Annotated in this window: 22 protein-coding genes and 2 pseudogenes; 13 read left to right on the forward strand and 11 right to left on the reverse strand. The window is 62.6% G+C overall.

The features are described from left to right. Nucleotides 1-81: 81 nt before the first annotated feature. From LY284_RS21795 to LY284_RS21805, 3 genes are read left to right on the forward strand one after another with little or no spacing between them, the layout of a single operon-like run. Nucleotides 82-759 carry a CsgG/HfaB family protein gene (locus LY284_RS21795; protein ID WP_014251094.1) on the forward strand — a complete coding sequence of 226 codons (678 nt, stop codon included), beginning with the start codon at nt 82-84 and terminating at the stop codon, nt 757-759. A gap of 22 nt (nt 760-781) precedes the next feature. Beyond that, complete coding sequence (locus LY284_RS21800) at nt 782-1,144, forward strand: DUF4810 domain-containing protein (protein WP_233387960.1); 363 nt, start codon at nt 782-784, stop codon at nt 1,142-1,144. Between the two features lie 9 nt (nt 1,145-1,153). Next, nucleotides 1,154-1,825 carry a DUF799 domain-containing protein gene (locus LY284_RS21805; RefSeq protein ID WP_233387961.1) on the forward strand — a complete coding sequence of 224 codons (672 nt, stop codon included), beginning with the start codon at nt 1,154-1,156 and terminating at the stop codon, nt 1,823-1,825. 89 nt (nt 1,826-1,914) lie between these two features. Here LY284_RS21805 and LY284_RS21810 read toward each other — a convergent pair whose 3' ends face one another. Beyond that, nucleotides 1,915-2,175: a hypothetical protein gene (locus tag LY284_RS21810; protein WP_041731783.1), complete on the reverse strand. Its 261-nt coding sequence runs from the start codon at nt 2,173-2,175 to the stop codon at nt 1,915-1,917. Nucleotides 2,176-2,622: 447 nt separating this feature from the next. Between LY284_RS21810 and LY284_RS21815 the strand changes: the two genes are divergently transcribed. Continuing rightward, a complete protein-coding gene (locus LY284_RS21815) occupies nt 2,623-4,011 on the forward strand; it encodes an FAD-binding oxidoreductase (RefSeq protein WP_233387962.1) in 1,389 nt (462 codons plus the stop codon). A gap of 53 nt (nt 4,012-4,064) precedes the next feature. Here LY284_RS21815 and LY284_RS21820 read toward each other — a convergent pair whose 3' ends face one another. From LY284_RS21820 to LY284_RS21830, 3 genes are all read right to left on the reverse strand, one after another. Continuing rightward, on the reverse strand, nt 4,065-4,421 hold the full coding sequence (locus tag LY284_RS21820) for a host attachment protein (RefSeq protein WP_045454673.1): 357 nt from the start codon (nt 4,419-4,421) through the stop codon (nt 4,065-4,067). A gap of 123 nt (nt 4,422-4,544) precedes the next feature. After that, nucleotides 4,545-6,041 (reverse strand): succinate CoA transferase, encoded by a 1,497-nt coding sequence (locus LY284_RS21825; RefSeq protein WP_233388412.1) that lies wholly within the window; start codon nt 6,039-6,041, stop codon nt 4,545-4,547. A gap of 253 nt (nt 6,042-6,294) precedes the next feature. Next, nucleotides 6,295-8,310 carry an FUSC family protein gene (locus LY284_RS21830; RefSeq protein WP_233387963.1) on the reverse strand — a complete coding sequence of 672 codons (2,016 nt, stop codon included), beginning with the start codon at nt 8,308-8,310 and terminating at the stop codon, nt 6,295-6,297. Nucleotides 8,311-8,462: 152 nt separating this feature from the next. Here LY284_RS21830 and LY284_RS21835 point away from each other — a divergent pair, with 152 nt between their 5' ends. Continuing rightward, nucleotides 8,463-9,422, forward strand: a complete 960-nt coding sequence (locus LY284_RS21835; protein WP_014251087.1) for a LysR family transcriptional regulator — start codon at nt 8,463-8,465, stop codon at nt 9,420-9,422. 1 nt (nt 9,423) lies between these two features. Here the strand turns inward: LY284_RS21835 and LY284_RS21840 are convergent, their stop codons facing one another. Together LY284_RS21840 and LY284_RS21845 are read right to left on the reverse strand one after the other, a co-directional pair. After that, entirely contained in the window at nt 9,424-10,107 is a 684-nt protein-coding gene (locus tag LY284_RS21840) for a Fe2+-dependent dioxygenase (RefSeq protein WP_014251086.1), read from the reverse strand. A gap of 52 nt (nt 10,108-10,159) precedes the next feature. After that, nucleotides 10,160-12,430 (reverse strand): TonB-dependent siderophore receptor, encoded by a 2,271-nt coding sequence (locus LY284_RS21845; protein WP_233387964.1) that lies wholly within the window; start codon nt 12,428-12,430, stop codon nt 10,160-10,162. A 12-nt stretch (nt 12,431-12,442) separates the two neighbouring features. Between LY284_RS21845 and LY284_RS21850 the strand changes: the two genes are divergently transcribed. Then, a complete protein-coding gene (locus LY284_RS21850; protein ID WP_233387965.1) occupies nt 12,443-12,763 on the forward strand; it encodes a hypothetical protein in 321 nt (106 codons plus the stop codon). A gap of 112 nt (nt 12,764-12,875) precedes the next feature. Here LY284_RS21850 and LY284_RS21855 read toward each other — a convergent pair whose 3' ends face one another. Both LY284_RS21855 and LY284_RS21860 read right to left on the reverse strand, forming a co-directional pair. Next, entirely contained in the window at nt 12,876-13,829 is a 954-nt protein-coding gene (locus LY284_RS21855) for a LysR family transcriptional regulator (RefSeq protein WP_233388414.1), read from the reverse strand. 61 nt (nt 13,830-13,890) lie between these two features. After that, nucleotides 13,891-15,858, reverse strand: a pseudogene (locus LY284_RS21860) (cellulose synthase subunit BcsC-related outer membrane protein); the annotation flags it as partial. A gap of 331 nt (nt 15,859-16,189) precedes the next feature. Here LY284_RS21860 and LY284_RS21865 point away from each other — a divergent pair. From LY284_RS21865 to LY284_RS21875, 3 genes are read left to right on the forward strand one after another with little or no spacing between them, the layout of a single operon-like run. Beyond that, nucleotides 16,190-16,393, forward strand: a complete 204-nt coding sequence (locus LY284_RS21865) for a MerR family transcriptional regulator (RefSeq protein ID WP_155178486.1) — start codon at nt 16,190-16,192, stop codon at nt 16,391-16,393. After that, a complete protein-coding gene (locus tag LY284_RS21870) occupies nt 16,390-17,316 on the forward strand; it encodes a DNA cytosine methyltransferase (protein ID WP_233387966.1) in 927 nt (308 codons plus the stop codon). Before LY284_RS21865 ends, LY284_RS21870 begins: the two co-directional genes overlap by 4 nt. Further along, a complete protein-coding gene (locus LY284_RS21875; RefSeq protein WP_233387967.1) occupies nt 17,313-17,627 on the forward strand; it encodes a DNA cytosine methyltransferase in 315 nt (104 codons plus the stop codon). The genes LY284_RS21870 and LY284_RS21875 overlap by 4 nt, the downstream gene beginning before the upstream one ends. Here the strand turns inward: LY284_RS21875 and LY284_RS38725 are convergent. Continuing rightward, nucleotides 17,591-17,833, reverse strand: coding sequence for a very short patch repair endonuclease (locus tag LY284_RS38725; RefSeq protein ID WP_255727867.1), 243 nt, complete (start codon nt 17,831-17,833; stop codon nt 17,591-17,593). The two genes, LY284_RS21875 and LY284_RS38725, sit on opposite strands and share 37 nt — an antisense overlap. Nucleotides 17,834-17,916: 83 nt before the next feature. Further along, a pseudogene (locus tag LY284_RS39070) lies at nt 17,917-18,054 on the reverse strand (hypothetical protein); the annotation flags it as partial. On the opposite strand from LY284_RS39070, the gene LY284_RS21885 reads away from it, so the two are divergent. The 4 genes from LY284_RS21885 to LY284_RS21900 all read left to right on the forward strand — a co-directional run bounded on the left by LY284_RS21885 (nt 18,053) and on the right by LY284_RS21900 (nt 22,868). Further along, on the forward strand, nt 18,053-19,261 hold the full coding sequence (locus tag LY284_RS21885; protein WP_233385575.1) for an ATP-binding protein: 1,209 nt from the start codon (nt 18,053-18,055) through the stop codon (nt 19,259-19,261). The pseudogene LY284_RS39070 and the gene LY284_RS21885 overlap by 2 nt on opposite strands. Beyond that, nucleotides 19,261-20,892: an ATP-binding protein gene (locus LY284_RS21890; RefSeq protein ID WP_233387969.1), complete on the forward strand. Its 1,632-nt coding sequence runs from the start codon at nt 19,261-19,263 to the stop codon at nt 20,890-20,892. The genes LY284_RS21885 and LY284_RS21890 overlap by 1 nt, the downstream gene beginning before the upstream one ends. Before the next feature lie 99 nt (nt 20,893-20,991). Further along, entirely contained in the window at nt 20,992-21,396 is a 405-nt protein-coding gene (locus LY284_RS21895; protein WP_233387970.1) for a response regulator receiver domain, read from the forward strand. A 14-nt stretch (nt 21,397-21,410) separates the two neighbouring features. Further along, nucleotides 21,411-22,868 carry a hypothetical protein gene (locus tag LY284_RS21900; protein ID WP_233387971.1) on the forward strand — a complete coding sequence of 486 codons (1,458 nt, stop codon included), beginning with the start codon at nt 21,411-21,413 and terminating at the stop codon, nt 22,866-22,868. A gap of 423 nt (nt 22,869-23,291) precedes the next feature. On the opposite strand, the gene LY284_RS21905 is transcribed toward LY284_RS21900, so the two are convergent. Continuing rightward, complete coding sequence (locus LY284_RS21905; RefSeq protein WP_375294278.1) at nt 23,292-25,364, reverse strand: malate synthase G; 2,073 nt, start codon at nt 25,362-25,364, stop codon at nt 23,292-23,294. Between the last annotated feature and the right edge of the window lie 145 nt (nt 25,365-25,509).

A 25,509-nucleotide genomic window follows, 5' to 3' on the forward strand; every position in this document is an offset into this window, starting at 1 on the left:
AATGCCAAATAATCGTCGGCGTTTTGAAATCGTCTGCTGATAGGCAGTCGATATAACTTTCCGACGTTTTTGAGGCAATCAATGAAATTGACAAAAGGACGCTTGACGCTTGTCATCGCGTCTGCAACAGCGATCCTGAGCGGATGCGCGACCGAGGCGTCGCGCGCGTTGGCGGTGCCTGAAGTCGCCAGCGCCCAGAAGCCCTTCGCCGGCAAGCCAGTGCCCGTCGCGATCGGCAAATTCGATAATCGCTCGACTTATGGGCGCGGCCTGTTCTCGGACGGCGTCGACCGCCTCGGCAGTCAGGCCAAAACCATTCTCGTCACGGACTTGCAGCAGAGCCGCCGTTTCGCGGTGCTGGACCGCGACAATCTCGGTGAAACGAAGCAGGAAGCCGGCTACGCGAACAAGGCGCAGACGATCCGCGGCGCGAACTACGTCATCACCGGCGACGTCACCGAGTTCGGCCGCAAGGAAGTGGGCGACCACGAACTTTTCGGCATTCTCGGCCGTGGAAAGACGCAGGTGGCCTACGCGAAAGTGAGCCTCAATATCGTCGATATCGCCACGTCGGAAGTCGTGACGTCGAGCCAGGGCGCGGGCGAGTTCAGCTTGTCGAACCGCGAAGTGATCGGCTTCGGCGGCACGTCGAGCTATGACTCGACGCTCAACGGCAAGGTGCTCGATCTCGCCATCAGCGAAGCGGTCAATCACCTGGCCGAACAAGTCGACGGCGGCGTGCTGAAAGCCGCCAAGTAACGCTCGCTTCCAATCGAAAGACATGATCATGAAGAACCACACACTGACCGGCCTCGTGCTGCCGGTCGCGGCGGCGTGCGCGCTGCTGACGGGATGCGCGACCAAGGCGCCATCGCTTTATCAATGGGACGGCTATCAGCCTCAGGTCTACGAATACTTCAAAGGCCAGAAGGGTGCGGCCCAACAGATCGCGGCGCTGGAGCAGGCGCGTACGAAGATCTTCGCGAGCGACAAGACATTGCCGCCGGGATTCCGCGCGCATCTCGGCATGCTGTACGCAAGCGTCGGCAAGGGCGCCGAGGCTCGCCAGCAACTGACGGAAGAGAAGGAGCGGTTTCCCGAATCCTCCGCGTATATGGATTTCCTGTTGAGCAAACTTCAGTAAGCGCCGAACATGACCTTGAATATTTCCCGCAAACTCATCGCGGTTCTGTCGATTCTCCTGTTTCTGTCGGCGTGCGCTTCATCGCGCAGCCAGCCCGACTACACGGCGTTTCGCAATAGCAAGCCGCGCTCGATTCTCGTGTTGCCGCCGATCAACGACACGAACGATGTCAACGCGACTTACGGCATGCTCTCCCAGATGACGATGCCGCTCGCCGAAGGCGGCTACTACGTGGTGCCGGTCGCCGCGATGGAAGAGACCTTCAAACATAACGGCCTGACGCTGCCCAACGAGATTCAGGACGTCGCGCCGGCCAAGCTGCGCAGCATCTTCGGCGCGGATGCCGCGTTGTACACGAAGATCACGGACTACGGCTCGTCGTATCGGGTCATCGCGAACAAGACACAGGTTTCGGCGCAAGCGAAGCTCGTCGACTTGCGTTCGGGCGAGACGCTCTGGGATGGCTCGGCAACGGCGAACGGCAGCGAAACCGGCTTCAATGTCAGCGTGGGCGGCGGGCTCGTCAGTGCGCTGGTGCAAACGGCGGTTAGCCAGGCCGTGAATGTCGCGACGGACAAATCCTGGGATGTCGCCGGATTGACCAGTCAGCGTCTGCTGGCAACAGGCGCGCCGAACGGCTTGCTGTACGGTCCGCGATCGCCGAAGTTCGGCACGGACTGAGCGAAACGGGCTTCTCATCATGACTGCGGCGCGTCCGGTACTCCGGCGCGCCGCTTTTTTTTACGGGCTACATCGTTGCCCGTGACACGTCAGTGCGTGAACTGGACGCGATTGTTCGGATTATTCAGATCCGTATGGAACGTGTCGTTGCGCGGCTGCTTGCGCGCTTCGTCGAAGCGGCGCGACTCGGCGCGTTCGTGGCCGCGATACTCGCCTTCGTGGCGGCCGTTGTCGTGGTGCGCATAAGCCTCACGGTTCTCGTGACGCTCGTGTTTCTCGTAATGCGGCTTGGCAAACGCGCTCACGGAAACGCAAGCGATGATAGCGGCGGCGAGAAGCTTCTTGTTCATACAACAATTCCTTCAACGATTCGGCAGGCCGGATGACCTGCGCACGCAAAAAAACGCGGCACATCACGCAGCGTTGACGTCGCTTACTCCGTTGTAAGGACTTTTGACATTTATTGGCAGACGAGTGCTTTAAAACAAAGTTATCCGAATCGAATTCATAAAGCGCTGATTCCAATAACACGACGCTATGCCCACTTTGTCCGATTCATGCTAGATGACGAGTAAAAAATGGCTGCCTAAGGCCTTTACATCCTGTAAGTCACGGCATTAAATCAATGAGCGGGCCGCGGTCCGCTTTCGCAGTCTCTTCCCGTCCTCGTGATCTCCATGGCGCGCTTCTGATCGACCGGCCGGTTTCGATCCGACGACGGGTTCCTTGCGCTTTCGCCGTACCAGCTGGCAGGGTCGGGCACGTCGCGGCGCTTCATCCAGCAGCGAGGTCTCACAATGAGCAACATCTCAGGCGAAGCGATCGACACCTTCAAGGCGTCGGTGAGAGGCAGAGTCATCTCACCGTCGGATAACGACTACGACGAAGCACGCAAGGTCTGGAACGCGACCATCGACCGCCGCCCGGCGCTCATCGTGCGTTGCGCGGGCACCGCCGATGTCATCGCCGCGCTCGCGTTCGCGCGCGGCAACGGCATGCTCGTTTCGATTCGCGGCGGCTCGCACAACATCGCGGGCAGCGCAGTCAGCGACGACGCATTGATGATCGATCTCTCCGCGCTGAAATCCGTGCGCGTCGATCCCGCGGCGAAGCGCGCGTACGTCGAGCCCGGTGCGCTGCTCTCCGACTTCGATCACGAAGCGCAGGCCTTCGGTCTCGCGACGCCGCTCGGCATCAATTCGACGACAGGCGTCGCCGGTCTCACGCTAGGCGGCGGCTTCGGCTGGATCAGCCGCAAGTTCGGCGTGACGGTCGACAATCTCGTCGCGGCGGAAATCGTCACGGCGGACGGAAAATGGCGGCGCGTGAGCGCGGAGAGCGTGCCCGATCTCTTCTGGGCGCTGCGCGGCGGCGGCGGCAACTTCGGTGTGGTCACGCTGTTCGAATATCAGTTGCATGAAGTCGGGCCCGAAATCTACGGCGGCCTCGTCGTGTTTCCGCTGGAGCAGGCCGACGCGGTGCTGCCGAAGTATCGCGAGTTCGTCGCGCAAAGTCCCGACGAACTGACCGTATGGGCCGTGCTGCGTCTCGCGCCGCCGCTGCCCTTCCTGCCTGAAGAGACGCATGGAAAGCCGGTTGTCGTGCTCGCGAGCTGCTATGTCGGGCCGGTCGAGAACGGCGAGCGGGTGCTTGCGCCCTTGCGCAGCTTCGGCACGCCCTACGGCGAGCATCTTGGCGCGATGCCTTTCGCGGCATGGCAGAAGGCATTCGATCCGCTGCTCACGCCGGGCGAGCGCAATTACTGGAAGTCGCACAATTTCGCGGGTCTCAACGACGAAACATTCGGCATCCTGACGAATGCCGTGAACTCGCTTCCGTCGACGCAATGCGAAGTGTTCATCGGCGCGATGGGCGGGCAGACGAACCGCGTGCCTGTGGATGCGACCGCCTACGCGAATCGCGATTCCATTTACACGATCAACATTCATGGCCGCTGGAGCGACGCCGCCGACGACGAAAAGTGCACGAAGTGGGCGCGCGACATGTTCTCCGCCATGACGCCGCACGCGATCGGCAGCGTCTACGTGAACTTCATGACGGGTGAAGAGGGCGATCGCGTGAAGGCGGCGTATGGGCCGAACTACGAGCGGCTCGCCGAAGTGAAGCGGCGTTACGATCCGGACAATCTGTTCCGCAGCAATCAGAACATCACGCCCGCGGCGTAGTGCCCGGCGCGCCGTTTCTCGCGAGGGAAGCGGCGCGCATTGTCAGGCGCGATTCATGGCCGGTCGAGATGACGGCCGATATCGCGCGTCTCCATGTTCGACACGTCGCGGTCGATTTCCTCGTAGACGAGCTTGCGCGTTTCGCTGCTGAGATGCGGGCGCAGCACGCCGAGGAACCTCGGCTCGACGGCAAGCCGCAAGCGATCGAATCGCTGTTGCAGGCGGCTGCGTTCGAGAAACTCGGCGACGGTCCGCGCGAACTTCTCGCGTTCCTTGTCCGCCGTATCCGCCGCGCGCGGCGCCGGATGCCTGAGGTCCTCGATCTGCCGCAGATCCAGCTTCAATCCGTGCGTCTCGAAGATGCGCGCGCGGCTGCCGTCGGCGGCGAGAACCCAGGTGATGGCGGTCATGGTGTTCCTCCTGTTCGCCGGCCGAAGCAGGCTCCCGCCATTGTGCGCTGATTCCCGCGCGAGCGACGCCGTTTGCGCGCGTCATTCGCTTTCGCGATGCAGCATGACGCGCGCGCGACCGCTTCAAGGAAGCATCGATCCGCTCGCGGCAAAGCGCGCGTGAAACGAAAACGCCTGATCCAGACGGTGCGGCGTGTGCCCGCCGAGCGCTGCTGCATCGCGGTAATAGTCGCGCAAGAGATCGCGATACAGCGGATGCGCGCAATTCTGGATCACGCTCAACGCACGTTCGCGCGGCGCGAGGCCCGTGAGATTCGCAAGCCCCCGCTCGGTCACGACGATATCCACATCGTGCTCGTTATGATCGCAATGCGGCACCATCGGCACGATGCTCGAAATGCGGCCGTCCTTCGCGACCGACTTCGTCGCGAACACGGCGTAAGCGGCATTACGCGCGAAATCGCCGGAGCCGCCGATGCCGTTCATCATGTGCGTGCCGCCGACATGCGTCGAATTCACATTGCCGTAGATGTCGGCTTCGAGCGCCGTGTTGATCGCGATGAGGCCGAGCCGGCGAATCACTTCGGGATGATTGCTCACTTCCTGCGGCCGCAGCACGAGGCGGTCGCGATAGCGTTCGATATCGCGAAACACCTTGTCCTGCCGTTGCGCGGACAGCGTGATCGACGCGCCCGACGCGAAGGTCGCTCGGCCGGAATCGAGCAGATCGAAGGTCGAGTCCTGAAGCACTTCGGAGTAGATCGTCAGCGCCTCGAACGGCGACGCCGCAAATCCCGAGAGCACCGCGTTCGCAATCGTGCCGATGCCGGCCTGCAACGGCGGCAACTGCTTCGGCAAACGTCCGCGCGACACTTCGTGCTGAAAGAACTCGATCAGATGGCCCGCGATGAGCGCGGTGTCTTCATCGGCCGGCAGCACGGTGGACGAACTGTCCGGCGTATTCGTGATGACGATGGCGGCGATCTTTTCGATGGGAATCTCGATCGCCGCCGCGCCGATCCTGTCGTGCGGCTTCACGATCGGAAGCGGGTCGCGCTGCGGTCTGCGCTCCGGAATCCAGATGTCGTGAAGGCCTTCGAGCGCCGCCGGCTGCGCCAGATTGATTTCCACGATCACGCGCTGCGCGAGTATCGCGAAGCTCGCCGAATTGCCGACCGATGTCGTCGGCACGATGCCGCCCGTCTCCGTGATGGCGGCCGCTTCGATGATCGCGAGATCGAGCTGGCCGAGCCGGTTCGCGCGCAACAGCTCGACGGTCTCCGACAGATGCTGATCGACGAACATCACATCGCCGCGATTGATCGCGCGGCGCAAGGTCGTATCGACCTGAAACGGCAGGCGGCGCGCGAGCACGCCGGCTTCGGTGAGCAGGCGGTCGGTGTCATGGCCGAGCGATGCGCCCGTCATGAGCGTGATGCGCAGCGGTTCGCTTTCCTCACGCGCGCGGCGCGCGATTTCGAGCGGCACGGCCTTCGCGTCGCCGGCGCGGGTGAAGCCGCTCGCGCCGACGATCATGCCGTCGCGAACGAGTTGCGCCGCGTCGGCGGCCGAGGTGATCTTGCCGCGCAAGGCGGCACAGCGGATACGGTCTTCGTGCATCGACATCAATCTTCAGTGGCTTCGTTTGAACGAAGGCGATTATAGGTAGCGTGCGCTGCCGTTTAAGCCGCAAGGTTGAAAGACATTGTTCAATGCAGTCAAACATTGTGCTTCGGCCCATTCAATGCATGCGCGAGGCATCGCACCGCCGGCGCTCCTGCGGCATAAGGGCGCGCCGCGGAAGCACTGCGAATCAATATAGGGCGAATCTCGGTGCCGATAAATAGCCCTGCCAGGAAGGCACATTTGCAGTTCAGCGATCGAAAGGCGCATCGGGATCGACGAGCGCGGTGCGCACGACATGCAGATGCGCAAGCACGCGCTGCATGTCGCGCCGTGCAGCGCGCTCGGCGGCCACGGCGGACACGGCATCGCGCATGCCCTGCGCGATCACGATCGACGCGACCACGGATGCGATCGCACGGCGCAGCGTCTCGCTGCCCGGCGCGCGAAACAGCACGGCGATGTCGCGCAGCACGCGCGCGAGCGATGCGCGCCACGCGCTCTGCAACGCATCGGGAAAGCAGTGCGCGTTCAATGCGCGCGCTTCGCGGCGCAGATCGATCATGGCCTGTCCGACTTCGAGCGTGACGAGCATCCACGAAAGCGCGCGGCGATGCTCGCGCGAACGCCGCACGAGCAAGCCGCGCAACTGGAACATCAGATCGTGCGTGCCCGAATGAAAGCGCTCGCCGAGACCCGCGAGCTTGCCTTCGCAGGCGAGCGCCGCCATCGCGCGCAGTTGGGCGAGCGTCCTGCCGACGAGCCATTGCGTGCGCGGCGGCACGACGACGGCGCACATCATGGCGGCGGCGAGCATCGCGGCGAGAATCGCGAGGCCGTTGTTCAGCAGAAGGCCCGGATCGTAGACCATGCGGTTGTCGGGCGCGGCGAGCAGACAGAAGAACACGCAAAAGCCGATGCCGTATCCGGCGGAAGCGGGACGCATCGCGAGGAACGCGCCTGCCGCGAGCGGTGGCGCGAGCATGGCGCACAGCAGCGCGATGCCATCGATCGCCGGGTAGACACGACACAGGAACACATAGCCCGTGACGATCGCGAGCGCGGCGCCGGCCGCCATCTGCACGATGAATTTCGAGGGCCGCGCCGATGCCGACGATAACCCGCAAGCCAGCGTCGCGCCGATCACGGCATGGCCACCGCTCGGCCAGGCGGTGACGATCCAGAACCATGCGGTCGCGGCGATGGCGATACCCGTGCGCATGAACGTCGCCGCGATGACGAAGCGGCTGGTCTTCGCTTCGAAACGCGAAGCCACGCTTTCATTCGAGAGATCGCTGTTCGATATCGATACATAGCGCAGGGTGTCGTCGACGAAACGATTCAGCAGTTCGGCCGACATCGTGAAGTCGAGGCGCGTCGCTAACCTTGCCTTGTAATGTGCGAGATGCACATCCAGCGCGTCGTGCTCGAAGATGCGCGCGAGTTCTTCGAGGCAGGGCGTGAGCGCATCGCGTGCGGCGGGCAGGCGCTTCATCGACTGGTCGAGCGCATGCAGGCGAGCGCAGACATCCATGAATGCGCTGTTGAGCGCCGCGAGCCCGCGACGCCCGGACGGCAGCGCGCGCGATTCATACGCCGCGACACCGCGCGTCGCTTCGAAGCCGACGATCTCATCGACGAAATCGGCGAAGCGGCGCTCACGCGCGACACGCGAGAGACGCCCGCGCAACACATCCGACGCAAACGAGGCGAAACGCGCCTGACGCCGTGCGAGCGTCTGCGCGAGCGTCGCGCTGGCATGGCGCGGAAACACGAGCGCGCTCACGAGGCTCGAACACACGATGCCGAGCATGACCTCCGCGCCGCGCGTGAGCGTCGCGATCAGCAGGCTATCGGGATCGGCGATGGCGGGAATGCCGATCAACGCGGCCGTATAACCGGCGAGCACGAAGCCGTACCAGCGGAACTGCCGATACCGCACCGCGAGCGAGATGCACGCCGCGACCCATGCGGTGAGCGCGAACATATAAAGCTCAGGCTGCTGCACGAACACGGCGCCCAGCACGAGCGCGGCGAACATGCCGAGCGCCGTGCCCGCGAAACGATATACGCTCTTTGCGAGCACCATGCCGGCGAACGGCTGCATCAGCACGAAGGTGGTGGTCATCGCGACGCGCGGCTGCGGCAGCTCGAAGCGCATCGCGACGCCCATCGCGAGGAACGCGGCAAGGAGCGTTTTCGCGAGATGCAGCCAGACGTAACCATCGGTGACGAGCCAGTCCCGAATCGAATCGCGCGTCGACAAGCGTGTGTCCGGTCATCCAAGAAGGCGCCGATTGTAGGCAAACCGCCTTGCCGGATTAATGTGGGAATCAGGGAACATTCTTTCCTGATTCAACAACAATCGAGCGCGTGGGAAAGCGGACAATAGCGCTTTCCAGGCAATATGACGGTTCGATGGATACCCTACAGAACATGCGGGTCTTTACCCGCGTGATCGAAGCCGGCAGCTTCACGGCTGCGGCACAGTCGATGAACTCGACGACCGGCGCGATGTCGCGCGCCGTTTCCGAACTCGAAGCGCATCTGCGCACGCGCCTGATGAACCGCTCGACGCGGCGTCTCGCGCTCACATCGGCGGGGGAGCGGTATCTGAAGCGCGTGCGGCAGATTCTCGCCGATATCGACGGCGCGGAAGAAGAAGCGAGTTGCGCGCACGAGCATCCGTCGGGCACGCTGCGCATGTTCAGCTTCGCGAGCGTGGGGCAGCATTACATTCTGCCGGCCATCGCCCGATACCGCGCATCGTATCCCGATGTGAAGGTCGAATTGACGCTGTCGCAACGCATGCCCGATCTCTTCGAAGGCAGCAGCGATGTCGCGGTGATTTCGGCGAGCGCGTTGTCGGATTCGGAAGTGATCTCGCACCAGCTCGGCACGACTTTCAGCATTCTGTGCGCATCGCCGGACTATCTGCGCGCACGCGGCGTGCCGGAGGTGCCCGCCGATCTCGCGCAGCACGATTGCCTCACCTTGCAGACGCCCGCGTTTCCCGCGCGCGAATGGACGCTCGAAGGCCCCGACGGACGCGAGACCTTGCAGATCAGCGGACCGGTTCAGGTGAACATCGCGGAATCGCTCGCGGTGGCGATCCGCGAAGGCATGGGCATCGGCATGCTGCCGCTCTACGCGGCGATCGAAGGCTTGCGCAACGGCTCGCTCGTGCGCGTGCTGCCGCACCATACCTTGCAGCGCACGAATCTCTACGCGCTCTATGCGTCGCGCAAGTTCGTGGATGCGAAAACGCGGACATGGGTGGAGTTTCTGCGCGCGCATGTGCCCGATGTGATCGCGCGCGACGAAGCCTTGCTCGAGGAAGTCGGCCGGACGCGCGCGAACGTGTTGCGCGCGGCGTGACTCAGGTCTCGCTCCACATGCGCAGCAGGTTGTGATAGCAGCCGACGAGCGAGCGTTTCGCGGCTTCGTCGCCGTTGGTGGCGTTCAGGCGCTGGATCGAGTTGTCGAGATCGAAGAGCAGGGCGCGCTGCGCGTCGTCGCGCACGAGGCTTTGCGCCCAGAAAAAGCTCGACACGCGCGCGCCGCGCGTAACGGGCCGCACCTGATGCAGGCTCGTCGCGGGATAAACGATCGCGTGTCCCGCGGGCAGCTTCACTTCCTGCACGCCATACGTATCTTCGATGATGAGTTCGCCGCCGTCGTACTCGTCGGGCGGCGTGAGAAACAGCGTGACGGATACATCGGTGCGCACGCGCGCGCCATGACCGGGCACGATGCGAATGGCGCCATCGACATGACTGCCGAAATGCATGCCGCCTTCATAACGGTTGAATAGCGGCGGATAGACGCGATTGGGCAACACCGCGCTGATGAAAAGCGGATGACGCTCGAGTGCGCCGACGATCGCATCGCCCATTTCGAGCGCGATCGGCGAGCCTTCCGCGATCTGCATGTTGCGCTTGACCGGCGCGCCCTGATAGCCTGCGGTCGCGCGGCCATCGACCCATGAGTCGCTTGCTTCGAGCCGCGCGCGCATCGCGGCGGCGTCGTCCGGGGAGAGCACGTCCGGTATCGAGAGGATCATCGTTATGGCCTTCTGGGCGCGCGCCGCATGCGAGGCGGCGCGCGCGGTTACATCAACGGAAGCGATAATTCAAGGTCGCGAGGAACGTGCGGCCGAGGCCCGGCACCGCGCGCCCGCCGTCCGACGGAATCAGCGCATCGTAGTACTTCTTGTCGGTCAGGTTCAGCACGTTGAACTGGATATCGTAGCGCTTCTGATGATACGCGGCCATCACGTCCCAGCGCACGTAGCCGCCCACTTCCACCAGATTGTTGTTCGCCGCATAGCGCGACGACACGTACGACGGCCCGCCGCCGACTTGCCAGACCGGCGTGAAGTCGTAGGTCGTCCAGAACGTGAGCATGTGCTTCGGCGTGTTCGCGGGCACGTTGCCCTGCGTGCCGTCGAAGGACTTCAGAATCGTGCCGTCCATGTACGTGTAGCCGCCGAACATCTGCCATTTCGGCGTGATGTGGCCTGCCACGCCGAGCTGATAGCCGCGCACGCGGATATCGCCGTCGAGCGAGTAGGTGCCGTCCGAGGCGAGCGTGCGCGCGTTCGTCTTCTCGATGCTGAAAAGCGATTGCGTCACCGACAACCCGCCGTTCAGCAGATCCCACTTCGAGCCGATCTCATACGACTTGTTGTGCTCGGGCGGCAGGTTCTGCTGGCCGCTCGTGAGCGTAAGCGCTTCGAGCGACGGATTGAACGACGTGCCATACGACACGTAGTACGACTGCCATTCCTGCGGCTGCCACACGACGCCGGTGCGCACGCTCGTGAAGTAGTTGGTCTGCGTCGCGTAGCCCGGCTGGTTGATCGAGTTATGGATCGACGCTTCATAGCGGTCCCAACGCACGCCGCCGATCCACTTCCAGTGCTCGCCGATCGAGATCGTGTCGTTCAGGTACAGGCCGACATCGTTCGCGCTCGATTCGGCGAGATTGGTCGCCACCTCGCTATAGTTCGCCGGACGCGGCACGTACGGCGGATTGACGAGCGGCACGATCGCGAGCGTGTTCGAAGGCAGGCCCGGCGTGGTCGCGGTGAAGCTCTGGTTGCTGTACGTCTCGTGGCTCAGATCGACGCCCACGAGCGTGTCGTGCTTGAGAAAGCCGGTCGCGAACTTGCCCTGGAAATCGGTCGTGTTATAGACCGAATGATCGTTGATGTTGCGATCCTTGCCTTGCAGACGCACGAACAGCGACGACAGCGGCAGCGTCGTGTAATTGCCGTTCGAAAGCGCCGGCGACGTGCCGAGCGGCCCCGTCAGCACGGCCGCGGCGTTGGTCGCGCGTGCCTCGGTGCTGTAGTGGCTGAATTGCGTCTGGTTGCGCAGCGTGAACATGTCGTTGAAACGATGCTCGATGCGTGCGTTCACCGTCTGCACGTCCTGGATCGTGCGGTCGTCGGTGAAGCCGTAGAAGGTTTTCGGATCGACCGGCGCGGGGTGGCCGTTCAGCGGCGGAATGCCATAGTCGGGCTGATCGCGGTTGTGCTGGATCAGCGCGGACAACGTCACTTGCGTCGGCGTGCCGATACCGAACTTCACTTCCGGCGCGACGCCGTAATCCTTGTTGTGCATCTCGTCGCGCGTGGAGCCGAGCGACTGGCCGAAGGCGTTGATACGGAACGCGGAGGTGTCCGTCATCGGCTGGTTGATGTCGACCGTCGTGCGATAGCGGTCGTGCGTGCCCGCCTGCAGCGAGACATCGGCGCGCGGCTTCATGTTCGGCTGCTTGCTGACCTGATTGATGACGCCGCCCGTCGAGCCGCGCCCGAAGTACAGCGACGAAGGACCGTACAGCACGTCGATGGATTCGAGATTGAACGTATCGCGATAGTACTGGCCGCGATCGCGGAAGCCGTCGAGATAGATATCCGTGCGCGCCGAGAAGCCGCGCAGGTTGATGTTATTGCCGATCTGGCCGCCTTCCGCCGCGCCGAGCGTGACGCCCGGCACGTTGCGCAGCGCGTCGGAGAACGAGCTCACCGCCTGCGATTGCAGCACGGCCTTCGGCACCACGACGACCGCCTGCGGAATGTCGCGCAGCGCGGTCGGCACCTTGGCGCCGACGCTCGACACGTCCGCCTGAAAGTCAGGCGCGTCGGCCTGGCTCGTCACGTTGACGGCGGGCAGGGCGGCGGTTTCGGGTGCGGTGGCGGAAGCGGCGTCGGCGGGAGCGGCCTGCTGTGCTGTCTGCTGTGCGACTTGCTGCGCGGGCGGGGAATGCTGCGGTGCGGTTTGCGTGGACTGCGGTGCGGTCTGGGCGTAGAGCGGCGTGGCCACGGGAACCGCGGCAATCGTCATCAATGCCGCGGCGAGCGGCTTCTTCCTCAACATGTCGTTTCCCCGATGCTTGTTAGTGAAATGCGAATCGGCGGCGAAGCGGGTTTTCGCGTGCCGAATGTGATCGAACAGAAAATGGAAGCGGAGCAGGCGGCGTCGTCGAGAAACGGCGGCGGCACGCGTGTGCGCCCGACATTCGCGGCGCGCCTGATTGGGTCAGCCTATCGCCACGATTGGGTTAAATGCGAATCAGTATCATTACATGTCGCAACAATATTTGGAAATAAACGTCACAAAAGTCGGGTCTTTTTTCCGGATTTCGTGACGCCGACGCAACGTAAGCGTTGTAAGGTATGCCGATGCTCGCTTAATGCGATTGACGGCTGAGCGCCGCGCGGCAAGGCAGTACGGGCAAAAAGCGATTTCGCGCGCTTCGATGCGGCGGGATTGCGGACAAAAAGTGGCGGATGCGAATTTCGGCGCCGCGCGCTGCGGCGTTTCAGATTCCCGCGATGCCGGAGGTCACGAGCGCATGGGGGCCGCTCGTCAGTTGCTCTTTGAGGAAGTCGATGCAGACGCGAATCTTCGCGGAATGCGACGAGCGCGCCGATGTCACCGCCCAGACGTCCGCGCGCTGCCGGTACGCGGGCAAGACGGGCACGAGCGTGCCGTTGCGCAGACTGGACGCGATGTCCCAGACCGAGCCCATCACGATGCCGAAGCCTTGTTCGGCCCACTGGCGCACGATGTCGCTATGGTTCGACGCGACCGGCCCCGTCACCTTGACGCTTTCCTCGCCGTTCGGGCCGGCGAGACGCCAGACGCCGAAACGCTGATAGCGTTCGCGAAAGAGCAGGCAGTCGTGTTGCGCGAGCTCGGCGAGCGTCTTAGGCGCGCCGCGCCGTTCGAGATACGCGGGCGCGGCGGCGAGCACGCGAAAGCTCTCGACCATCCGGTGCGCGATCAGATGCGGCTCCTGCACTTCGCCGACGCGTATGTCGATATCGAAGTTCTCGCCGACGAGATCGACGCGCCGGTCGAGCAGCTCCAGCCAGATTTCGAGTCCCGGATGACGCCGCCGCAACAGCACGAGCGCGGGCGACACATGCTCGCGCCCGAGCCGCAGACTCGTGCCGATGCGCAACAGACCGCGCGGATCGTCGATGCCGGCGAAGGCGTCGGCCATGCCCTGCACGTCGTCGAGAATCTTCTGCGCCCACTGGAAGGCCGCTTCGCCGTCGCTCGTGATCGACACGCGGCGCGTCGTGCGCATGAAGAGCTTCACGCCGAGCGCCGTTTCCAGCATGGCGATGCGCTTGCTTACGTGCGCGGGCGAGATACCGGTTTCGGTCGCGGCGGCGATGAAGCTCGAACGCCGCGCGACGATGCAGAAAAGCTGCAAGTCGCGCAGGAACTGATCGTTGTTCGCGACGAGCGCGCCTGGCGTTTTCATCATGCGGCCGATCGTGCGCGCGTGCGCGTCCGGCCGCAAGCGAAACGCGCGCGCGAGGACATCAGTTCGACAGCGACAGATACGGCGAACTGAACGCCTGCGGCGGGAATACCGGCTGCGCGCCGCTCTGACGCGTGAAGCTGTAGCGCACGTACACGGCGGCGAGCCATTCCCGATACTGATACGCGTTGCCGAACGAGGCCGTCGCGCCGAACGCGAGCTGCGGCGCGAGCTGATATTCGCCCGTCGCGTTGAGCGAGTACGACACGCCCGTCTTGCTCTGGCCGGGATAGACCGCGCCCGCGTCCGGCGCGGCGCCCGAACCGGCCGCGATCGCCTGATACGTCGAGTTCGTCGGGAAGTAGTTCGACGCGTCCTGCCGGTAATGCTGCACGCCGATCGAGCCCTTCAGGTCGTACGTGAAGAGTCCCGAGCGCCCCGTGTACTCGACCGGGAAGTTCAGAATCACGTACTGCTGCGGGCTGAAGTAGCCGCCTTGCCCGTAAGTGAAGTACGAGAGGTTCTTGTCGTAGTGCATCAGCGTGGTGTTCGCGCCGATGGTCAGCGTCTGGTCCGCATCCTTGATGATGCGCGTGTAGATGCCGCCGCCGCCCTTCACCGCGTTGTTGGTCGCGACCTGCTTGCCGTCGAGGAACTGGTAGGCCGCGTTCACATAGACGCCGCTCGTGCTGTCGTCCCAGGCGAAGTCGGCGCGTGCGCCCGTCGAGGTGACGCCGCCCCATTCGAGGTTCGCGCCCGAGTCGCGCGTCCCGGCGTAGGACAAGAGGCTGTCGGTGACGGCGCGGCGCGCGACGGCGAGCGAGTACGACACCTTGTCGGTGATCGCGTTCTGATACTGCACGCCGCCGACGACGTTGGTCTCGCGGAATCCGAGCGGCGTCGTGCCGATATCGCCCTTGAAGTTGCGGTTCTCGTAGCCGAGCGCGAGGCCGACGCCCGTCGCCGTCTGCGAGCCGTAAGTGTTCGTCGGCGGATTGGCGGTCGCGCCGCGGCCCGAGCCGAAGCGCGCGAGCGTGTTCTGCGTGCTGGCCGCCGTGCCCGCGTCGAGCGTGACGGGCGTCGCGCGCACGATCACGTGGCCATTGCCCGCCTTGATGCGGCCTTCGATGGGCGCTTCGATATCGGTCAGGTTCGACAGGCCGTCCTCGCCGTCGCGGCTGCGGAAGAAGAGGCCGCCCGAGATGGTGCTCGCCTGCTCGCGGTTGATCTGCGCGAGTTCTTCCGCGACGCCCGCCGTCTGCGAATTCGCGACCGGCAGCGGAACGCCGCCGGCGCTCATCGTCGCGGCGGCGGCGGCGCGCTGCCCCGGCTGCGCTTGCGACGGGTAGTAAGGCTGCGCATAGCCCGCGGGCGGCTGGGGAATGTACGGCTGCTGCGCGTATTGCGGCGGCGCGTACTGCTGCGGCTGCGGGTAATAGGGCTGCTGCGGATACGGCGCCTGCGCGTACTGCTGCGGCGGCGGCGCGCCGTAAGGATAGGGATCGGCGGAACGGGCGGGCGCGGCCGTGGCCTTGCGCGACGTCGCCTGCTTCTTCGTGCTGGCGGCAGGCGCCGGCGCGTACGCATTCGATTGCGCATCGCGCGCGCCGGGCGACATCGGCCAGGGCGCGGCGTACGGGTCCTGCGCGGCGTAGGGCTGCTGTTGATACGGCTGCTGCTGATACGGCTGTTGCGGATACCCCGGCTGCTGATACTGCTGCTGCGGATAAGCCTGATACGCCCCGACATCCTGTCCCGGATACGGCTGCAGCGGCGCGCCCGACTGCCCCGATCCATACGAGTCCGGGCCGTATCCGCCGCTCGCGGCCGGACGTGGCGCGCTCTGCGGCGCGGGAGCGTTATAAGGCACGCTATAAGGCGCGGGCTGAGGAGGCGGCAGATAGGTCGGCACGGGCTGCGAATAACTTGGAGGTGGGGCCTGACGATAAGACGCGCCCGATGCGAGCGCCGGATTCGACGCGGTATCGACGGCGGTCTTGCCTTCGAACGGATTGGTGCCCCAAGCAGGACGAAAGCGATGAGTATGAATCGCCGCTACTACTACGCTAGAACCGTCATAAGCCGCCAAACAGCGAAATAGGCCGCCGCTACATGCTGTTCGGCGCTACTTTCCGCATGAAAAGATGAACAAAAAGGACGAGAACCCGACAGATCGTTGCCCCCCGCAAGCCGAAATTCATCATTTTGGGCAGACCGTCGTGGCTAGGTTGATCGGCTCTCAAAGGACCGTCAAGGCCCGGAGCCCTACACTCGGCCACAACCTGACTCACAACCGGAACTTAACGTCGTGTTGACGTTGACCATGGTTGAGTATAGTTGAAGGCAGTCGGGAGGGCGGCATGAGCGAAACTGGCGATCTACACATTGCCGAGACGGCGGCGGCGGCCGGCATCTCGAAACCGACCCTTCTTCGGTGGATTAAAGACGGCAAAGTTAAGGATGCGCAGCGGCGCGACCGGAATGGTTGGCGGATATTCTCACCCGCCGAGGTAACCGCAATTCGGACACTTGCCGCGTCCACGAAGCCGACGAAAAACTCATGACCGCACCGTCCATGAGCGCCGCGCGTCGGCAGCGGCCCGCGTTCTTGGCGGTCGATTTTTTCTGCGGTGCGGGCGGGACCACGCGCGGTCTGATCGATGCTGGGGGCTACGTCATCGCCGGTGTCGATAAGGACAATCGCTGCCGGCAGACCTATGTCGAGAACAATCCCAATACGACCATTGATTTCTCGACCCCGCGGTTCATCAGGCGGGATATCTTCCCCGCAACCGATGCCTATCCGGATGGCGAGCAGGCAGAACTGTTCGACGATCTTGAGAAGCTGATCGAGAAATATAGGGCGGAAGCACCCGGTGCGCCTCTCATGTTCGCGATCTGCGCGCCATGCCAGCCCTTCACAAAGCTTTCCCGCAAGGAACTCAGCAACGCCCGGAAGGAAGGTCGCGAACGCGATAGCAATCTGCTGCGTGAAGCGGCAAAATTTGTTGCGCGGTTTCGCCCGGAGATGATCCTGTCGGAAAACGTCCAAGGCATCGGCGATCCGAAATATGGTGGCGTCTGGAACGATTTTCGTAGTCAGCTCAGGAAGCTTGGTTATGCGACCGGCTCGAATGTCGTCTGCACGTCCGATTTCGGCGTTCCGCAGTTTCGCCGTCGTTCGATCCTCATTGCTGCTCCACGGGAGCTGGCGCGGCCGGAGTTTCTGGAGCCGGGCCACGACGGTGATCTGGTGGTCCCTCTCGAGGACACGGCGGCTGCGGTCCGATCGGTCCGTTCGGCAATCGGTCATCTGCCGTCGCTTCCCGCCGGGGCGCAGCACGCAACAATCCCGAACCACAAGACCCGGACTCTGAGCGACCTCAACTTGAAGCGTCTGGCTTCGGCTAAACCCGGCGAGTCAAATGTCTATCTCGACAACACCCCTCACGGCGACCTCTCGCTGGCGCGTGCCACCGGAAGGTGAACGCGAAGCTCAAGGTGCGTTGCTTTACCGATGTCTATACGCGAATGGACCCGGATCGACCGTCTCCCACGATTACGACGAAATGCCATAGCATCTCGAATGGACGCTTCGGCCATTTTGACACGAGTCAGGTGCGCGGAATTTCGCTGAGGGAAGCCGCAATCCTCCAGTCTTTCCCGCAGGACTATGTCTTCTATCCAACCGACATGATCGAACCGGTCGCGCGCATGATCGGCAACGCAGTGCCGCCCAGGCTGGCCGAATATTTTTCGCGTTATCTCTCTGACGCCCTTGTGTCGGCCGATGGCTGAAGTCGGCGCACTATCCGCTCCACTCCAAGGTCGAGCGCACATTCCCATACTGTTTCGACGTGCCAACCGAGCGCTTCCAGGCGTATTCGCGTGCTGTGATCGCGGTCGATGTTGCGATCGAGCTTCGCCGCCCAAAACTCCTGGTTTGATTGAGGCCGAGCACCTCGCGGGCAGTCATGGCCATGCCAAAAGCATCCATGGACCAAGACGACGGTGCGATGCCGCGGAGGAGGACCATATCGGGCTTTCCGGGAAGGTCGCGACGATGAAGGCGAAAGCGGAGCCCGACGGCATGCAACGCGCGTCGAACATATAATTCGGGCGCCGTATCCTTGCCGCCGACGCGTGACATTGCGCGCGAACGCTGTTCCGGTGTCATATGGTCCGCCATGCTGCGGTTATAGCAACGGGTGGCCCCACAAACCATGACCGATACGGATCAAACCGGCCGGTCGCTGGAACGGGCTGCGGAGAACGTTTCCTTCCGAACGCGTGCGCGAACGATCGATCATCTCGGGCGCGGTCAGATCGCCGACGCTCCGACGGCGGTCAGCGAGCTTTGGAAGAATGCGTGGGATGCCTACGCGACACAGGTATCGCTCAATATCTTCGACGGTGACCCGGCCGTTGCCGCAGTCTTCGACGACGGTATCGGCATGTCGGCGCAGGATTTCGTCGAGAAGTGGCTCGTCATCGGTACCGAATCAAAGATTGATGGCCCACCGCCGGCGCCACCGGCCGATTTCACCGGCTCCGCACGCGAGCGGCAGGGCGAAAAAGGAATCGGACGTCTGTCGGCCGCTTTTCTCGCGCCGGCGACTCTTGTTTTGTCACAACAGGCAGATGGTCCGATTTCGGCGGTTCTGGTCGATTGGCGCCTTTTCGAAAACCCGTTCCTGTCACTTGATCAGATCACATTGCCTGTACGTACATTCGGCAAGCGCGGCGAAGTGGCCGTTGGGCTGCGGGCGATGGCAACGGCGATACTCGACAATCTCGGGGAGAGATCTGCCACAGGCGACTTGATCCTGTCACCCGATTGGCAGCGTTACACCGCCGCCGAACAGGCGGCGGGTGCACGATCGACCGCAGAGGCCATGATCGACTTCTGGTCGGAGATGCCGATTTCCGCCCGACACCTCGAAGAGTGGCCCGTCTTCGCGGATTTGGCCTCACATGGTACCGCACTGTATCTACTTGGTGCCCACCATGAACTGTCGGTCTGGCTTGGCTCCGCGCCGGACGACGATGAAGCGAAGGAGGTCAAGCAAAGGCTCAAGGATATTTTGACCGGCTTCACCGACACGCTGTCGGCTGCGCCGGTCGTGTTCGATTATGAGGTTCTCGCCTATCATGGAGATGTTCCGCGTCGTATCCTTGCTTCCTCGGATGTGTTCGATCTCTCCGATTTCCGAGAACTTGAACATAGCGTCGAGGGCGCCTTCGACGAGGCCGGAGTTTTCCGCGGCAAAATCCGGGCGTTCGGTGAGGATTTAGGCGAACGCATCATTCCGCCCCCGCGGTCGTTGCCCCGGCAAGATCGGATCGGCCGGGTCCCTTTGCATTTGCGATCGGTACGTTCGAGCAGGTCGCGATGGCCTCAACGCACAATGCCAAGCGGCATCAGGATCTAATGGAACTCGTCGACCGGTACGGTGGGGTTCGGGTGTATCGCGACGGCTTGCGCGTGATGCCATACGGCTCAGCCGACGCCGACTTCTTTTCACTGGAAGAAACTCGCCAGAAGCACGCTGGACGCTACTTTTGGGCCCACCGACGGAGTTTCGGACGACTTGCCTTCACGCGCGCCGGAAATCCCGCGCTAAAGGACAAGGCTGGCCGCGAAGGCCTGGTCGAGAACCGAGCGAGCCGCGAGCTTCGTCTCCTCGTCCAGGCCCTGCTCATCAAACTGGCCAGAGATTATTTCGGAACAGACTCTCCGGAACGCGAAGAGCGCATCGCGGAGACCAAGAAGCGAAACATCAAGGGTCGCAAGGCGGCCGAGCAGGCGCGTAAACGTCGGCGGGGCGAATTCAGGACTTACCTCGCCGACGCGATCAAACGCATGCCGCAATTGGCTGAGCGAGCGAAGAGCATCTCTTCACGATTGGAAGATGTGAAACAGCCGGCTTCGAAGGACACGGTCGCGATGATGCGCGCCGAGGTCGAGTTGGCTCGCGCGGAATTAGCCGCGCTGACGCCTCTCGACGTCCCGAACACGTTGGGCGACGCTGAATCGCGCTACCGAACGTTCAGGGACGAACTGGATGAAGCCAGCGATCTTATCCTGCTGTCCGACCAAGCGCTCCGCGAGATGGAGGCCACGGTCGGTGCGTCTTCGCCTCGTGAGGTCGCTGCAGCCGCCAGGGATCGGCACGAGAAAGCACTGAACGAACTTCTCTCGGGGTTCCAAGGTGACATCCGTGAGGGTATCAAGGCGATCACATCCAATTGGACATCCAATCTTGAGGACGACCGGACGCGATACGAGCGAGCGACGACTCCCCTGTTGCGCAAGCTGTCGCAAGACACCGATCTGAACGATCTTCTCGGCCTGTTGGAAACGGTGCGGCGCGAGCTGGAAGACGAATTCAACGACCGGTACCGGCCGATTGTCCGTAATATCCGGACCATAATCGAAGGCGTGGACGCGGAGATGGCGCTCGCCACGATTGACGAGGATCGGGAAGAACTCGATCGCCGGGTTCGTGACCTGAACGCGGTCGCACAGCTCGGAATCACGGTCGAGATCATCGGACATGAGCTTGAAGCGCTCGACAGTGAGGTGAGCCGTAACTTGGAGAAGCTGCCGGACACGGCCAAGAAGACGCTGGCCTTCACCCGGGCGATGGACGCGCATCGGTCACTCACCGAAAAGCTACGCTTCCTCTCACCTCTCCAACTGGCCGGCGCCCGGTTGCGAGAGACGATCACCGGCAAGGCTATCGTTGATTATGTCCGCGATTTCTTCGGGCCGGTCTTCACGGACGGGGCATCCGGCGAGAGTACGCCAGCTTTCGACTCGATCCGCTTCACCGAACTCAAATCACGCATCTACCCGGTGTTCATCAACCTCGTGAACAACGCCGTTTATTGGGTCGGACGGTCGGAAGAGCGAGTGATCCGCTTCGATTTTGTCGATGGCAAGATCGTTGTCGGTGACACCGGCCCCGGTATCGACCGGGATGACGTCTGGCGTCTTTTTCAGCTGTTCTACACGCGCCGCTCTTCCGGTCGCGGCGTCGGACTGTATCTGTCCCGGTGAACCTTGAGGCTGGCCGCCATGCGATCCGTTACGCGACCGAGGAAGATCCGCACATTCTGCCCGGCGCAAACTTCATAATTGAGATGAGGGGGCTGGAAGGTGGAGCTTGAAGCGTTCGAGGCGCGCTTTGCCGATGCGGTCGAAAGGAGCTTTCGCGACGACGCAATCCGCACCGCCGTCCTGATCGATGATCAGTTTCCGGACTATCTCCGGATGAGCGATGCCACTGACGAAGAGTTCAGCGAGATCGCGCGCGCAAAGCACATATATGGCTTCATGCACGCCAAGGGTCTCATCTGCGATATCCAGAACTGGCGCGTCCCGGACGACATGGACGTGCATCTTCTCGATAAGGCGCGAAAGAGCGACCTAATTCTCCTTGATTACCAGCTCGGTGCAGCCGGATCGAAGACGGCGCTCAAGATTCTGCGCCATCTCGCGGTGTCGTCGCACTTCAATCTGGTGGTGCTGATACCGCCGAGGCTAACGCCAACACGGCGCTGACTGTGGCGACCGCAATGCGCGGGCTTGCCCCGGTTCAGGACGACACGGCGCCGTCTCCGGAAATTCTCGAAGCGGCCGAGGATATCCTTGCAGAGGAGCGCTTTTATGAAATCGACGCACCGGGGCTGCGTGACTATTTGACCGACGGCAAGATCGGCTGGAACAACGACCTGCGCCAGTCCATGCAGACCGCCGGAATCCATCTCTCCAACCTCAAGAGTTTGGCTGATTATGTTGCCCGGCAATGGATCGCGACCCTCGTTGACGACTATGAGCCTGATGCAAGTGAGCTTCCTCTCGGTCTGAACATCGGGCCCGACCAGCCTATGTGGGTGCATTGCGGAAGCTGCTTCGTAGCGATCGTCCAGAAGCTGCCATCGAGTTCCGAGGAGGACGAGGGAGAATACGTTTGGGGGCGGCTGGGTTCGGCGCTGCGTGCGTGGAAGCCGAACATTTACCGCCTGATTCTGTCCGAAATCCAGAATGCGCTGGAGTTGGAGGCCGTCGCGCATCACGAGAACTGGCTGGACGATGACCTGTCACTCGGGCTCGGACTTTATCTCTTGGAGAGCGACGAGGCCGCAAGCGGAGTATTGTCGCCGTCGGATATCGAGGGCTCGGCACAAAGTCTGATCGACCGCTTCGTAGACATCATCAGGCGGCGGCTTGCGACCCACGACGGTATATCCAGGACCGCCAACGATCTTCTCAGCGCCCGGCTTTCCACGACGCTTGGCACGGCGCCGGCCGGCGAGAGCGCCCGACGTATCCGTGCCCGCGAGCTGGCACATATCGCGGCGGATCGAAGCATCGATTGGCAGCAGAAGGTCGTGCCGGCCGTAAATGCCTTCATGGTATCGGATGCCTTCAGGGGCGGTCACGTTACGACGGGAACCGTCCTGCGGGACGCGGATGACGCCTTTTGGCTGTGCGCGTCACCGGCATGTGACCTCGTCCCGCGCGAGGACGGGCCGATCGTCGTCCAGCTAATCAAGCTGGAGAAGACCGGGGCACCGCCCGAAAGGTTCACGCCTGGGGAATTTGTCGTGGTCGGAAGCACGCGTGAGATCACGATCTTGCGTGCGCTCGACAAGAAGGGACGGCAGCCGGCATTGACGATGCTCGTCCTTCCCGGCGGCACGAGGGTAAGCCGCGACGGCGGGCGTGCAACCACCAGCGGTTGGTTCGCTACTGAGGCTGGCCTTCGCGCTGCCTCCGCGGCGCAGGGATTCCCAGCCGCAGCCGCCCCCGAGGCTGCAGCACCAGCGCAGGAGATCCCCGCTCCGGTCGGGGAAAATGCAAATGCGTTGGACATCGAAGCTCTGCCCGAACTTCCGGGCGAGGCGGCGCAAGCAGACGCGCCTTTTGTCCTCGAAATTGTTGCACAGTTAAGGAGTGCGTTCGCGACACGCTTCCTGATGGCGGCGGGGCAGCATCAATCCCGCATCGGCGTCGACTACGTCGATCCCTGACGCTGGCGCGCGGCAGCTTTTTGGGGCCGAGGAGTCGCGCTCCAAACAACCAAGACGAGGCGCGATCCAGCCATCTCACGAAACGGACTCGAACTTCCTGCCGTCATACACTGCCGTGGCTACGCTATTGAGTACCGAGGGTAGCGCAAACGAGTCAGCGCACGACGTAGTGCGCGCCATGCGTCGATTGCCCTTAAGGGAGTGCAGATCCATTCAGACTTGGCATTTACTGACCCGGGCTGGAGGAATACACCGAAGCGCATGTCGGAAAGTCGGGCGCCTTCAGCAATCACCTCGAATTTGACGATGCTGTCATTGAGGAGCCGGTCACGTCATCGCGCAAATCGGCGAGGATACGGCGCGGTAGGTGCTGCGGAACGCAGGGATCGACGGCGGAAACACTGAGGGTGCCTGCGGCACGCATTATGCGGGGGAACCTCCCGCCTGCTGCTGCTTGTATCGAGCACGGTATGAATGAAGCAGTGGCTCGGTGTAGCCGTTGGGCTGCACCCGTCCCTCGAATATCAACGAACGCGCAGCTTCGAATGCCAAGCTTACTTTTTCACCGCTGATCAACGGCAGATATATCCGATCACCGGCATTCTGCCTGTCCACCTTTACGGCCATCCGGCGAAGCGAGTTTTCAACGTCGTCGGCGCTGACGACGCCGTGCAGCAGCCAGTTTGCGATATGCTGCGAGGATATCCGGAGCGTCGCCCTATCCTCCATCAGGCCAACGTCGTGAATATCAGGGACCTTCGAACAGCCAACACCTTGGTCAATCCATCGGACGACGTAACCGAGAATGCCTTGGGTATTGTTATCAAGCTCCTCTCGCAACTCGTCCTCTTGCCAGTTTCGCCCCCCCGCCAAGGGCAGGGCTAGCAACCGCTCTAGGGGCGCCACCGGTTCACCGCGTCGCTCCGCCTGGCGGACTGAGACATTGACTGCATGATAATGGGTGGCGTGCAGCGTTGCGGCGGTAGGCGACGGAACCCACGCCGTGCTGGCGCCGGCCTGGGGGTGCGCGATCTTCTGCGCAATCATATCCGCCATCATGTCAGGGGCGGCCCACATGCCCTTGCCGATCTGTGCTCGGCCCCCGAGCCCGCACGCTAGTCCGATCTGGACGTTGCGATCTTCATAAGCGCCGATCCAATCGGCCGCCTTCATCTCGCTTTTCCGAACCATCGGCCCAGCGAGCATCGAAGTATGAATCTCGTCGCCCGTACGATCGAGAAATCCCGTATTTATGAAAACGATCCGGTTCCTCACAGCGTAGATGCAGGCAGCAAGATTGGCGGACGTACGGCGCTCCTCGTCCATGATCCCGACTTTGATCGTATAGCGAGGGAGGCTGAGCATATCCTCTATCGCATCGAAGAGCCGATCGGTAAAAGCGGCCTCATCGGGTCCGTGCATTTTCGGCTTCACGATATAGAGCGAGCCTCGCCGGCTATTGCCCTTTCGACCCTTCAGATCATGCAGGGCGATGACCGCAGTCAGGACGCCGTCCAATATGCCCTCGGGAGCCTCCGAGCCATCGGGCAGGCGCACCGCTGGAGTTGTCATCAAGTGACCCACATTGCGGACAAGAAGAAGGCTGCGGCCGGAAAGAGCGAATGTGCTTCCATCTGACGCTGTATATGCGCGATCGGGATTCAGGCGGCGGGTGACCATTCGGCCATTCTTCTGAAAGCTGTCCTCGAGGGTGCCCTTCATCAGACCGAGCCAGTTGCGATAGGCCGCGATCTTGTCTGCCGCATCGATTGCGGCAACCGAATCCTCAAGATCGCATATGGTCGACACTGCAGATTCGAGAATAATGTCGGCGATGCCTGCCGGGTCATCCCGGCCGATGGGGTGATCGTGATCAATGACGACCTCGATATGGAGGCCATTATGCCGAAAGAGCAGATTGTCGCCATTTCGTCCCGCCAACAACGCCGGGTCGGACAACGACAATTCCCCGCCTTTCCAGCGCCGCCAACTCCCATTTGCAAGCGGTATCGCCCTGTCGAGGAAGCGCTTGGCCCAATCGACGACTTTTTCGCCGCGCTTGGCGTCATAACCGCCGGCCTCGACCTTCGTACCGACGACGTCGCTCCCGTAGAGTGCGTCGTACAAGCTGCCCCAGCGCGCGTTCGCAGCGTTGAGAAGAAAGCGCGCATTCAAGATCGGCACAACCAGCTGCGGACCCGATATCGCGGACAGTTCTTCGTCGACATTGTCAGCGCCAACAAGGAAAGGCGCCGGCTCGTCGACCAGGTATCCGATCGATCGAAGGAAGCTTAGATAGGCTTTCTGGTCTATAGGCTCGCTTGCACGAGCGTCGTACCAGCCATCGAGTTGCTCCTGGATACGGTCGCGCACTCGAAGCAACTGAGCGTTCTCTTGCGCAAAAGCGGAATAGATCGCTTCCAGTCCTCGCCAGAATACCCACCGAAGCGCTGATGTCGGTGCCGGGAAGAACCTCTTGTTCGACGAAATCCACAAGCGCGCCGGAGACCGACAGCCTACCTATTTCAGTCATAGCCTTTGTCATCGATACCGTCTCCGCACTATTTCTCGGACAGGCGCACTCGGGAAAATGCAACGAAGCGGCCCGCGCACCGGCCTTCGCCATTGGCCCACATCTTCC

It is taken from the genome of Caballeronia sp. PC1, from assembly GCF_021353155.1.
Lineage (GTDB): Bacteria > Pseudomonadota > Gammaproteobacteria > Burkholderiales > Burkholderiaceae > Caballeronia > Caballeronia cordobensis.